At 67.8% G+C, this 11,318-nt stretch carries 12 protein-coding genes; 5 read left to right on the top strand and 7 right to left on the bottom strand.

Translation table 11 applies throughout. The features are described 5' to 3' along the window. Positions 1-85: 85 nt before the first annotated feature. Entirely contained in the window at positions 86-676 is a 591-nt protein-coding gene (locus CEX87_RS25625) for a hypothetical protein (RefSeq protein WP_064417972.1), read from the top strand. Beyond that, entirely contained in the window at positions 673-1,362 is a 690-nt protein-coding gene (locus CEX87_RS25620) for a hypothetical protein (protein WP_064400019.1), read from the top strand. Before CEX87_RS25625 ends, CEX87_RS25620 begins: the two co-directional genes overlap by 4 nt. Before the next feature lie 5 nt (positions 1,363-1,367). Here CEX87_RS25620 and CEX87_RS25615 read toward each other — a convergent pair whose 3' ends face one another. The 3 genes from CEX87_RS25615 to CEX87_RS25605 are packed head-to-tail and all read right to left on the bottom strand — an operon-like array spanning position 1,368 to position 5,214. Continuing rightward, positions 1,368-1,763, bottom strand: coding sequence for a CoA-binding protein (locus tag CEX87_RS25615; protein ID WP_064417973.1), 396 nt, complete (start codon positions 1,761-1,763; stop codon positions 1,368-1,370). A 26-nt stretch (positions 1,764-1,789) separates the two neighbouring features. Then, positions 1,790-2,311 carry a hypothetical protein gene (locus CEX87_RS25610; protein ID WP_064400017.1) on the bottom strand — a complete coding sequence of 174 codons (522 nt, stop codon included), beginning with the start codon at positions 2,309-2,311 and terminating at the stop codon, positions 1,790-1,792. Continuing rightward, complete coding sequence (locus CEX87_RS25605) at positions 2,308-5,214, bottom strand: MMPL family transporter (RefSeq protein WP_064400016.1); 2,907 nt, start codon at positions 5,212-5,214, stop codon at positions 2,308-2,310. The genes CEX87_RS25610 and CEX87_RS25605 overlap by 4 nt, the downstream gene beginning before the upstream one ends. Positions 5,215-5,552: 338 nt before the next feature. Here CEX87_RS25605 and CEX87_RS25600 point away from each other — a divergent pair, with 338 nt between their 5' ends. Then, positions 5,553-6,128: a hemophore gene (locus tag CEX87_RS25600; RefSeq protein ID WP_064400015.1), complete on the top strand. Its 576-nt coding sequence runs from the start codon at positions 5,553-5,555 to the stop codon at positions 6,126-6,128. Positions 6,129-6,318: 190 nt separating this feature from the next. Further along, positions 6,319-6,693, top strand: a complete 375-nt coding sequence (locus CEX87_RS25595) for a heme-binding protein (protein ID WP_064428084.1) — start codon at positions 6,319-6,321, stop codon at positions 6,691-6,693. 86 nt (positions 6,694-6,779) lie between these two features. On the opposite strand, the gene CEX87_RS25590 is transcribed toward CEX87_RS25595, so the two are convergent. From CEX87_RS25590 to CEX87_RS25580, 3 genes are read right to left on the bottom strand one after another with little or no spacing between them, the layout of a single operon-like run. Further along, entirely contained in the window at positions 6,780-7,157 is a 378-nt protein-coding gene (locus CEX87_RS25590; protein ID WP_064400013.1) for a DUF3054 domain-containing protein, read from the bottom strand. Further along, positions 7,144-8,394 carry a M23 family metallopeptidase gene (locus tag CEX87_RS25585; protein WP_094289684.1) on the bottom strand — a complete coding sequence of 417 codons (1,251 nt, stop codon included), beginning with the start codon at positions 8,392-8,394 and terminating at the stop codon, positions 7,144-7,146. The genes CEX87_RS25590 and CEX87_RS25585 overlap by 14 nt, the downstream gene beginning before the upstream one ends. Further along, the gene (locus CEX87_RS25580) at positions 8,379-9,440 is read right to left on the bottom strand and encodes a lysylphosphatidylglycerol synthase transmembrane domain-containing protein (RefSeq protein WP_064400011.1); all 1,062 of its coding nucleotides are present in this window, start codon (positions 9,438-9,440) and stop codon (positions 8,379-8,381) included. The genes CEX87_RS25585 and CEX87_RS25580 overlap by 16 nt, the downstream gene beginning before the upstream one ends. A gap of 75 nt (positions 9,441-9,515) precedes the next feature. Between CEX87_RS25580 and CEX87_RS25575 the strand changes: the two genes are divergently transcribed. Beyond that, entirely contained in the window at positions 9,516-10,649 is a 1,134-nt protein-coding gene (locus tag CEX87_RS25575; protein ID WP_064400010.1) for an AI-2E family transporter, read from the top strand. A gap of 19 nt (positions 10,650-10,668) precedes the next feature. On the opposite strand, the gene CEX87_RS25570 is transcribed toward CEX87_RS25575, so the two are convergent. Then, positions 10,669-11,181, bottom strand: coding sequence for a hypothetical protein (locus tag CEX87_RS25570; protein WP_198957312.1), 513 nt, complete (start codon positions 11,179-11,181; stop codon positions 10,669-10,671). Between the last annotated feature and the right edge of the window lie 137 nt (positions 11,182-11,318).

The raw sequence follows: 11,318 nt of genomic DNA, 5'->3' as shown, positions 1-11,318 counted from the left end.
CCGTCTTCTCGTATCCCCAGCATTCGGCGGGTGTGACATTGACCGCTCACGGGCGTTCGGCCCACAGGCCGGTACCCTCACGCGCATGCCCGAGGACGAGCCCACCGCAGTCGAGGACGGTTCCGTCTTCACCAAGTACGGCATCGCATCGGCGGTACTGGGGCTGGTCGCGGTGGTGGCGGTAGCGCTGGCCGCCCTGATCTGGACCCAGCACCACGACCACACCGACGAGTTGCGTTACCGCGCCCGCGTCATGCAGACCGCGGTCGACTGGACCAACGTGCTGATCAACATGAACAAGGACACCGTGCAGGCCGACATGATCCGGCTGCATGAAGGTACCGTCGGCCAACTGAACGCGGACTTCGACGCCGCCGTCGAGCCGTACCGCAGGCTCGTGCAGACCCTGCAGTCGCGCACCAGCGGGCAGATCGACTCGGTCGCCGTCGAGTCGATCTATCACCCGCCGCCCGGCCCGGACGGGGCGCCGCCTCGCCGACCCCAACCCGAGATCTCGGAGTTCGCGTCGCGCACCGACACCGTCATGGTGGTGGCGACATCGGTCAGCGAGAACGTAGGCGGCGAAGAGCCAAGGACCGTGCGCTGGAATCTGCGGCTCGATGTCTCCGATGTGGACGGCAACCTGATGATCTCGCGCTTGGAGCCGATCCGATGAGGAACGTCTTGCGGGTCGCCGCGTTCGACGTGGCGCCTCCGCTGGCCGCGATCGCGGCGCTGGTGTACATCGGCATCGCGCTGGCGTGGCCGCTGTGGTGGGTGTCGGTCTGCTCGGTGCTGTGCTTGTTGATCGTCCAAGGCGTGGTGGTCAACGTGGTGCTGGCGCGCCGCGATGCGGTGACGGTCGGCACCGACGACGACGGTCCTGGCCTGCGGCTGGGAGTGGTCGCTGTCGCGACGGTGGCGGTGGTGGCTGCGGTGCTCGTCGGCTATCTGGAGTGGACGGTGCCCGATCGCGCGCTGCGCAACGACAGCGCCGAGGTCGTCGGCATCGCCAGCAGTGTGGCCGAAGCGTCGGCGACGTTCACCCCGCAGAGTCCGACGGCGTCGATCGACCGGGCGGCGGCGATGATGTCTCCGGAACGCGCTGATGCGTTCAAGAATGAGTTCGCCACGGTGGCAAAGGATTTGGCGAACCGCAACGTGTCGGCCCAGGCGAGTACCGTCTCGGCGGGCGTCGAGGCGATCGGCCCGGACGCCGCGAGCGTCGCGGTGATCCTGCACGCCACGCAGAGTTCGCCGGGAAAGCCGGCGGACACCGCGGTGCTGGCGCTGCGGGTCACGTTGTCAAAGACCGACGGCCGGTGGTTGGTCGACAACGTGTCGCCGATCCACGCGCGGTGAAGGGGCTAGCGGAGCAGCCGGGCGTGGTCGACCTTGATGCAGCGGTCCATCACGACCTGTAATCCAGCCGCCTCGCCGTCACGGGCGACCTGCTCGTCCCACAGGCCGAGTTGCAGCCACAGCACCTTGGCCCCGACGGCGATGGTGTCCTGCAGCACCTCCGGCAGGTGCTCACGCCTGCGGAACACGTCGACGAGGTCGGGCACGACCGGCAGATCGGCCAGCGACGGATAGACCGGGGTGCCCTCGATGTCGCTGACCGTCGGATTGACCAGAAACAGGTCGTAGTCGGCGGCGGCCTTGAGGTAGGTCCAGATCTCGTGGCTGGCGCGGTCGGGGTTCGGCGACGCGCCGACGATCGCCACCGAGCGGGTCTCCCGCAGAATCTGTTCGAGGTCCATTCCCGGCGTATACCCAGCGGGGTCCGTCAACCGTGGGGCCGGCTCGAACGCATCCGGGCGAACCGCTCGGACAGCCGCTTCATCCGCACCATCAACGCCGCCGACGGGCTCGTCTGGCCGCTGAGGAACGACGCGAACTCCTCGGGGGGCACACCGATCCGCGATGCGAACTCCTGGTGTCCCAGCCCGGAGTGCTCCAACAGCGCTTGGATGTGACGGGCCACCTCCGCGCGCTCGTTGGCTTCCAGGTGTTCGCGCGTGCGGGTGAGAACCTCGGCCAGCGCCTTTGACACGCCGTATGGCCGCGCGGTCTCGAGGACCTCCTCGACCTGACGCGCGGTACGGCCGAACGGGTCCCGCTTGATCGCCGCGACGATGCGTTGCCAGACGGCGAGATCATCGGTCTCCAGCGCCGCGCGGATGGCCGCGGTCGGCCAGAATTCGACCGGGCGCTCGTCGGCGGACGACGTCGCGGGCGGCCTCGGGCTCTGCTCCGCGGAGACAGCCTCTCGGCGGCGGGTATCCCGGACGTCGGGAGTCACCGTCACCTCGCCTCCTCCAGCATCGCGACCGCCACCGAAAGGCAGCGCTCTCGAACTTTTGCCCACTCGGCCTCCGCCTCCGGACCGGACATCCGGGTGTCGTGCTCGTCCGAAGGCGCAGGGTCGGCCAGTCGGCGCACCAGCTGAGTCGCCACCCACTGCTTTCTTGACTGTGATCCAGAGTAGTACCGGTCCATTGTGCTCAACACTTCCGCCGCTGTGCGCGTGTCCATGCACTCGACCAGATCGGCGAATTCCGCGTAGTCGCGCGTGGTGTTGCGACACATGATGAGGTAACCCTTCAGCCGCAGCGTCTCCGCGCCCGTCGGGATCTGCAGCCGGTCGCCGGTCGGCAGTTGGACGTTGGTGGTTTCCATCGGGCTGCGCCGCTCCATCGTGGCGTGCTCGCACTCCGATGCGGTCTCCAGCGCGTCCAGGGCCACCGCCAACCGGCCCCGCCACATCGTCACCGGATGCACGGGGGGCGGGGCGGTGGCCAACGCGGTACCTCCGCCGCCACCGCGGTGCCCGGCGTTGAGCCGCCCGATGCTGCGCATCTTCGTGGTCGGCGCGTCCGGGCTGCAGCCGCTGAAGGCCAACGGGTCGGCGACCGTGACAGCTTGCGGTACAAGGGTTTTCAGCTTCGCCGCCGACTTGACGACAGTGCGCAGCTCGGAGCCCGTCGGTCCCAGCGACGAGAGGTCGTCGGGGATGATGATGAGATCGGGGGTGTCCACCTTGGGCAGGGGCTTCTCGAAATCCACCGACGGCAGTATGCGGGCCAGCCAGTGCGGCAGCCACCAGTTCCACTCGTCGAACATGGCCATCAGAGCCGGCACCAGGACGAGCCGAACCACCGTCGCGTCGACCGCGATCGCCACCGCGCAGGCCACCCCCAGCTGAGCGACCAGCGGCATGCCCGCGAACGCGAACCCGATGAACACCGCGATCATGATGAGTGCGGCGCTGGTGATGGTTCGCGCGCTGGTGCTCACGCCGTAGGCCACCGCGTCGCGCGTGTTGCGGGTCAGCAGGAAGCGCTCACGGATTCGGGTGAGCAGGAAGATCTCGTAGTCCATGGACAGGCCGAACGTCATCGCCAGGACCAGCGGCGGGATCGTGCTGTCCAGCGACGAGATCCGGTCGAAGCCCAGGTCTTCTAGCCAGCCCCACTGGAACACCGCCACCAGGCTGCCGTAGGCGGCGGCCACCGACAGCACGGTCATCAGGACGCCCTTGAGCGCCAGGACCACCGAGCGGATCGCGACGAGCAGCATCAGGAATGCGATCAACGCCACGAAGAGGAATACGAGGGGCTGAGTGGCGGAGACCCGGTCGTCGAAGTCCTTGATCAGCGCGGTTGGCCCGCCGACGTCGATCTGCACGTTCTCGGTGCCGGGCGTCGACGGCAACTCCGCGCGCATCCAGTCGACCGTCTCGCGCGCGCCCATGTCCTCGGGGTCGACCGACAGCACCGCCGACAGCAGCGCGTGCCGGTAGTCCTCGCCGAACGACGGCGGGCTGACCGACACCACGTTCGGGCCCTGCGCCATGCGCTGGCGAATCGCGTCGAGCAGCGGTTCCTTGGCGGGCGCCGATGCCGCGTTGCCGTCGGGGAAGGCCACCAGCACCCGGACCGGGCCGAGCGCTCCGGGGCCGAGCGCCTCGGCCGCGGCGTTGACGCCGCCGCGGATCTCGTGGGTCGGCTCGAACTGACGCTGCATGCTGTTACCGAGCATCATCGAGAACGCGGGCGCGGCCAGGGCGATCAGCAGCGCGGCGGCGGCCATCGCCGACAGCCACGGCCTGCGCATCACCCAGCCGGTCCAGCGCGTCCAGAAGCGTGACTGGGTGGCTTCGGGGCGTCTCGACCAATGCAGGTACGACGAGCGTCGCGCCGCCGACCGCCCGAATGTCGCCAGCACGGCCGGTGTCAGCGTCGTGGAGGTGAGCACCGCGACCGCGACCGCGAGGATGGCGCCGGTGGCCATCGACTCGAGCACGGGCGTCTGGATGAGGTAGATCCCGGTCACCGAGGCGATCACGGTCAGCCCGGACAACACCACCGCCAGCCCCGACGTGGCCATTGCGGCGTCGGCGGCCTGCTCCGGCTCGCGCCCGGCGCGCAGTTCCTCGCGGAATCGCATGAGGATGAACAGCGAGTAGTCGATCGCCACCGCGATGCCGAACATCGACACCGTCGACGTCACGAACACCGACATCGTGGTGAACATCGACAACAGGTAGACGATCCCCATCGTCACCACGACGGTGCAGATGCCCAGCATCAGCGGCACGGCCGCCGCGGCCAGCGACCCGAACACCGCGAGCAGGACGATCAGGACGATCGGCAGGTTCCACCGCTCCGCCTGGGCGATGTCGTGTTTGGTGGCCTGCGTCGCGGCCGCGCCCAGAGCGCCCTGGCCGATGACGTACAGCTTGACCCTGCCGTTCTCGATCTCGCCGGGGTCCTCGCCGTCGATCCCGACCTTCTGGCGCAGTTGTTTGGCGACGTCGACCGCGCCGGTGTTGTCGAAGTCCAGCTGCAGGGTGATGACGTAGGGCCGATCGGGCTGCGGCGGGGGCTGTTGCGGGTTCGGAGCGATCTTCACGCTGGGCACCTCGGCGGCCAGGCGTTCCAGGTGTGCGACCGCGGCGTTCATGTCCTCGTACGAGGCATCTGCGCGCGGTGCGGCGACCAGCGCCAGCGGTGAGGCGCCCTGGTCGGGGAAGTACTCTTCGAGTTCGCGCTGCACGCGCAGCGACTGGGATCCTTCGACCTCGAAGCCGCCACCGGTGAGGTGGCTCGACTGGTTGAGCGCCAGCCAGATCGACGGGACGAGCAGGAGCACCCATACGGCGAAAACCGCCCAGCGATATCTGCGCAGTTTGCTACTCAAGCGCAACATGAATTGCTGGATTGGATCCCCCGCTTTCTCCCCGGCGTTTCGTAGCCGAAGCGTACAACAACCTGCGGTAAGGTGCCGGTCCCTTCGGCCTGCTCCCATAGTGCCTGAGCGATCGGCCAGCAACGCCTCACGATGTCCTAATTCGTTCTCGCGACCAAGCCCAACGGCGTTACCGCCACCCTGCGCATCGAGGCCGTTGCCCCCGCTGGATTGGCGGGGGTGAGGCGACCGGTGGCAGGATGTGGCTCGGCCGTTTTCGGCGTCGGGGACTGATTGCCGTCCATCGCGAGAGCATTTGCGGACCGGTCGAGATCGTCTGCGAATCGTTAGGAGTTGTCATGAAAACGACCACCGGGCTGATGCGTCGCCGCGTCGTCGGCGTCGTCGCTGCCTCTGTCGCGGGCGGGGCCGTGTCGGTCGCGCTGGTGTTGCCGGCCCTGTCGTCTGCTCCGTCGGCGACCGCCGCCAAGGACCCGTGCGCGGCCAGCGAGGTCGCCAGGACGATCGGCGACGTCGCCACCTCGACCGGCGACTACCTCGACGCGCACCCGCAGACCAACCAGGCGTTGACGACGATCTCCAAACAGCAGGCCGGGCCGCAGTCGCTGGGCGCGCTGAAGGCGTACTTCGACGCCAACCCCGAGGTCGCCGAGGACTTGCAGCAGCTGCAGCAGCCGCTGGCCAGCCTGTCGGGTAAGTGCAAACTTCCGCTCACGCTGCCCCAGGTGATGGGTCTGATGCAGGCCGCGCAGCAGCAAGGCGCAGGTCTTCCGACGGGTTTGCCGGCGCAGGCGCCGACCGCGAAGACCCCGCCGCTGACCGCGCCGGGGGCCACGGCCCAACCGCATGGGGCGTCACCGGTTTCCCAGGGCAACTCGCACGCACCGTCGTCGGCCATCGCGGGCCTGCCCTGACCCGAAGCGACGCATAGCCGCCCGCCGCGGGCACTTTCACCTGCGGATTTCGAGTTTTCGGCGACTCGTTGACCGCAAGGCAAGAAAGTCTGCGGACATTCTGCTTAGCTTTTCTTCGTTGGTCCCAGTTGGTAGACGTCGCTAACCACCATGGTTACGGCCACCCCACTTCCGATGAAGGAGCTCACCCATGTTTCTCTCGGCCCGTTCTGCGCGTCGTGCGGTTGCTGGCGCGGTCGGCACCGGCGCGATCGCCGGTGCGATGTTCCTCGGTGCGACGCCGCTCGCTGCCGCGGAGCCGCCCAACTGCACCGCGGCCGATCTCGCCGGTGTGGCCTCCGGCGTCTCGGCGTCGACGTCGGCGTACCTGTTCACCCATCCGGACGTCAACTGGTTCTTCACCAGCCTCGAGGGCCTGCCGCGCGAAGAGGTTCGGGGCAAGGTGCAGGAGTACCTGAACGCCAATCCTCAGATCAAGGCCGACCTGACGGGGATCCGCCAGCCACTCGTCGACATCAAGAATCGCTGCGGCGACACCGACGGTGACGGGCTCGCCGACAGCTAGGCCGGCGGCCGCCTGACCCCCGGGCCGCCGTCGCCCGCTTCTGCCGCGGCGGGAAGGCTCGGGGTCTGCGGGCGATCCTGGAGGTATCAGCGGCGGATCATGACGTGAATGGCCGCGCGCCAGCCGAGTAACAGCACGGCGGTCGAGATCGAGGCGACCACAATGAAGCTCGGCGCCACACCGGCGGACGTCAGCTTGCGTAACAGCATGCCCAGCACGATGGTGCACACCCACACTGCCACGCCCGTCGGGATCAGCGAATACGGCCGTCGCCACCCGAGCGACAGCACCCAGCCGGCGAGGGCGCCCGACACGAACGGCCAGGCGGTCTCGGCGATACCGATGAGATTCAGGCCCTCGTCGTGGCTGCGCCGTCCGATCGCGGCGAACACGATGAGGCAGGCCACGTCGGTGGCCAACGCTGTCAGGGCGGTCCGGGTCTGTTCTGAGCTATCGATCGGCATAGGTCATCACGTCCAGTTCCAATGGCATGGCGGTCTTTTCATCACGAGAAGCGACTTGAGGCGCAAGCTGCGCGGATGCACCCTCGAATAGGGTGCCGGTGGCATCATCGTCGTCGACGAGCCTGGCATCGAGCCGGAAGTCGTCGAACACGAACGGCAATCCGTTGGAGCCCAACGGGTCCGGTGAGCTCATGACGTGGAAGTGCAGGTGTGGCGCCGTGGAATTGCCGGTATTGCCGACCTTTCCGATCACCTGTCCCGCAGTCAGCCGGTCACCGGGTTTGACGGCGACGGTCCCGGTCTTGAAATGCGCGTACAGCGCATAGTTCCCGTCGCCGAGGTCTTGTACGACGTGGTTGCCGGCGTACTGGTTCAGCGGTAGGCCGGTCGGGTTGCGGCCGGGCACCTGCTCGGGCAGGCCGTCGAGCACCGAGACCACCCGTCCGTCACGGACGGCGTGGATGTCGGCACCGAAGAAGGCGAAGCTCTCGGGCTTCGACGGGTCGCCGGTGATCAGGCGTCCGTCGGGGTCGAGCTGGACGTAGTCGATCGCGAATCGTTCTGCGGCCCATAGGCGGCCGTTGATCGGGTTGAGCGCCGTGCGGTGGGCGCTGGTGCCGCAGCATCCGCCTGCGTCGACCCAACCGGCTCCCCTCAACGGGGGCCGGATCACGACGGGTTCGCGAGGTTGAACTTCGACAGGGGCGATGTCAACGGTCTGGTCGGCGGGAAAAAGTGGGTCTTGCGGGTCGGGATTCGACAGCGCGACGGCGTGTGTCAGCCGGTTCGGCGTCTGCACGTCCTCGTCGAGCGCGACGTCGAACCAGACGAGCGCCGTCTGCGCGGGACCGATTGTCGTTGTGGGGCTTGGAGTTCCGATGATCCGGGTCCACTGCGCCAATTGGTCGCCTTCGAGGTCGAGCAGGTCGACGTCGCGGTCCAGCACGGTGATCGATTTCAGGGTCACCGGGTGCGGCAGCGTGTTGGTCAGGCTGACCTCGTACACCAGATGTCTCCTGCCGTCGGTGGCGAGCACCGGCACGGGCTGGCTGATGGCGTCGCCGACGATCGGGGTGGCCACCGACGGGGCGGGACCTCGCAGCGGACCCTGCCCCGCCGATGCCGTCGTGGTCTCGGGCGACGATTCGGCAGGCGGTGTCGCGGCGGGAGGGTCGGTGCCCTGTGAACAAGCGGCGATCAGCGCCGCGACGCCGAGAACGGCTACGGCCGGTCGCATGCGTCGGGGTCGACGTCGGTGTCGGTGCGGAACATGAAGAAGAACACCACCCATCCGATCGCGGCGATGAAGATCCAGCTGATGAGCCGGTAGATCAGCATCGCCGAGATCGCTGAGGCCAGTGTCATTCCGCTCGACACCAGACCGGGCACCAACACCGCCTCCACCACCAGCAGCCCACCCGGCATGAGGGGAATCGAGCCGACCGCGCGGGCGGCGACATAGGCCACGATGACCCCGAGCAACGACGGGCGCCCGCCGGCTGCGTAACAGGCGAACAGCAGCGTGCCCACGCCGGTGACCAGCGTGAACATCGACCAGGTGGACGCGACGCCGAGCTGGCGCCTGCTCAGCTTGACCGACTCGAGCTGAGCCAGCGTCTCGCGCCATTTGGTCAGCCCGTTGTGAGCGGGTTTGGCGCGCACGTAGTTCACCCACGACAGCACCCGCACTCCGATGCCGTCGAGCAGATCGGGTCGCGAGGCCACCGCCTGCGCCAGCACGATCAGCATGATGAACCCGGCCAGCGTGAAGATCAGCGAGAACGGGTTGTGCTTGGCGCCGAGGAAGAACGCGCTGCCCAAGCCCAGCAACGCCAGGCTGATCACCTGCAGTGCGCCCGACATCACCAGCTGCCAGGAGGCGATGACCGGCGTTGCGCCCCAGAGCCGCTGCTGGCGGTAGATGAACGTCGCCGACAGCACCGGTCCGCCGGGAAGCGTCGTGCTCAGGGAGTTGCCCGCGTAGAACGCGGCCTGCGAACGCCATTGCCGCACAGGCACGCCCGCGGATCGCAACAGCTTGCGTTGGATGTCGCCGAAGAAGTGCATCGACGCCAGCGCGGTGCCCACCGCCGCCAGCACCCACCACCACTGTGCGGTGTAGAGGCTGTGCCAGGCCTTGGCGAGCTGATCCCACACCAGTCCGAGTTCGACGCTGAGCACGACGACCGCTACGGCGAGGACGGCCCACCGCAGCCACCAGTACTTGCCGCGGAGGGTGCGCCCTTGGCTGTGGGCTGCACTCGCAGGCGCGTCGTGTGCCACGGAGTAAGGGTAAGGCGTGGTGCTGCGGTTTCGAGAGATCCGTCGCTGCAAGTGGCAGGCCGTTACGCTATCGGGATGCCTGGGGCCCCATCTGTTGATGACGAGTCCGTCTCACCTCTCGTTCGCAAAGGGGCAGCCTGGTCGTGGCGGCTGCTCGTCATCCTCGCCGCCGTCGTCGCCCTGCTGTGGGTGTTCAAGCGGCTGGAGATCATCGTCGTACCGGTCGCGCTGGCGACGATCCTGGCGGCCCTGCTGATGCCGGCGGTGGACTTCCTCGACCGGCGTGGGGCGCCGCGGGCCGGGGCGGTGGCGCTGATGTTGCTCAGCGGGTTCGCCGTGGTCGGCGGGATCATGTCGTTCGTCGTCACCCAGTTCATCGAGGGCGCTCCCGAGCTGACCCAGCAGGTCAGCCACAGCATCGACGGTATGCGCAACTGGTTGATCGACGGCCCCCTACATCTGAGTCGGGATCAGATCGACAACGCGGGAAACGCCGCGATCGAGGCCCTTCAGAACAATCAGGAAAGGGTGACGACGGGCGCGCTGTCGACGGCGGGCACGGTCACCGAGATCGTGACCGGTGCCGTGCTGGTGTTGTTCACGCTGATCTTCCTGCTGCAGGGCGGACGCAACATCTTCGCGTTCGTCACCCAGATCTTCCCGGTCCACGTTCGTGACCGGGTGCGTGAGGCGGGCAAGGCCGGCTTCCATTCGTTGATCGGATACGTGCGGGCCACCTTCCTCGTCGCGCTCGTCGACGCCGTCGGCATCGGCACCGGCCTGGCGATCATGGGTGTGCCGCTGGCATTGCCGCTGGCCTCGCTGGTGTTCCTCGGCGCGTTCATCCCGCTGGTCGGCGCCGTGGTAGCCGGTGCGCTCGCGGTGGTCGTCGCGCTGATCGCCAAAGGTTTCATCTACGCGTTGATCACGCTCGGTTTGGTCATCGCGGTACAGCAGCTGGAAGGCCACGTCCTGCAGCCGTTGGTGATGGGCCGCGCCGTGTCGATTCATCCGCTCGCGATCGTTCTGGTGATCGCGGGCGGCGGTGTGCTGGCCGGAATCGTGGGCGCGCTGCTGGCGGTGCCGGTGTTGGCGTTCCTCAACAGCGCCGTGCGGGTGCTGACGGCGCGAGATCCAGACGCCGAGACCGAAGCCCTCGAAGCCGACGAGGGCCCGCTGGTCAAGGCCGAAAGCGACGACGTCGACTGAACTTTCGCGACGAAGCTCTCTAGAGTCGGCCTTCGCGCCGCAGCAGGTCCTGTGCGCTGACGCCGCCGCGACGCTGACGCTCGTCATCCTCGCGGGTGTTGAGCTTCTCTGTCGCGGCCTCGGCGTCGTCGCCCTGCTTGCCCGGGGTGGGGATGGCGGTCGTCGCGTCGGGGTCCTGCGTCGGCTCGGGGTCGCGCGCAGTTTCGGTCGGTTGTGACCGGGGTGTCGGGATCGCCGTGGTCGGCTCGTTGCCGGGCGTGGGAGGCGCCACTCGCGGGCGTTGCCCCCTGCCTTCCGGCGCGGTCGGCATCGCCCTGGTGGGTTCGGCCGACGGCCGTTGCGGGGCGGGCGCCGACGGCGCGGGCGGTGCGCCGGTGCCGCGCAGTTCGCCCAGCCACGACTCGATTTCGCGTTCCTCCCGCGGCGGGCGGCCCCCACCTGGACGCGGAGCCGCCGGAGCGGGTGGGGGCCGCGCACGCGGGGTGGGAGCAGCAAGCGTGGTGCTCTCTTCTTTACAAAAATCCCACGCCACCAGATTTCGAGGAGTATAGTTCTCCTCCGTCTGCTTGTCTAGAATAAACACTCGAACACAACACTACCTCAGCTCTCCTACGTGACTAGACCTCAGATTACAGATACACCCGTATTCTTGGCACCCTGACAATGATA

Origin of the sequence: Mycobacterium lehmannii (genome assembly GCF_002245535.1) — a bacterium.
In the GTDB taxonomy this organism is placed as follows: Bacteria; Actinomycetota; Actinomycetes; order Mycobacteriales; family Mycobacteriaceae; genus Mycobacterium; species Mycobacterium lehmannii.
This window is presented reverse-complemented; position numbering and strand designations above follow the sequence as displayed.

Excerpts from the sequence above, each read along its gene's own strand:
- CEX87_RS25625 (WP_064417972.1), top strand. The coding sequence starts at position 86 with ATGCCCGAGGACGAGCCCACCGCAGTCGAGGACGGTTCCGTCTTCACC.
- CEX87_RS25620 (WP_064400019.1), top strand. The coding sequence starts at position 673 with ATGAGGAACGTCTTGCGGGTCGCCGCGTTCGACGTGGCGCCTCCGCTG.
- CEX87_RS25615 (WP_064417973.1), bottom strand. The coding sequence starts at position 1,763 with ATGGACCTCGAACAGATTCTGCGGGAGACCCGCTCGGTGGCGATCGTC.
- CEX87_RS25605 (WP_064400016.1), bottom strand. The coding sequence starts at position 5,214 with ATGTTGCGCTTGAGTAGCAAACTGCGCAGATATCGCTGGGCGGTTTTC.
- CEX87_RS25600 (WP_064400015.1), top strand. The coding sequence starts at position 5,553 with ATGAAAACGACCACCGGGCTGATGCGTCGCCGCGTCGTCGGCGTCGTC.
- CEX87_RS25595 (WP_064428084.1), top strand. The coding sequence starts at position 6,319 with ATGTTTCTCTCGGCCCGTTCTGCGCGTCGTGCGGTTGCTGGCGCGGTC.
- CEX87_RS25590 (WP_064400013.1), bottom strand. The coding sequence starts at position 7,157 with ATGCCGATCGATAGCTCAGAACAGACCCGGACCGCCCTGACAGCGTTG.
- CEX87_RS25585 (WP_094289684.1), bottom strand. The coding sequence starts at position 8,394 with ATGCGACCGGCCGTAGCCGTTCTCGGCGTCGCGGCGCTGATCGCCGCT.
- CEX87_RS25575 (WP_064400010.1), top strand. The coding sequence starts at position 9,516 with ATGCCTGGGGCCCCATCTGTTGATGACGAGTCCGTCTCACCTCTCGTT.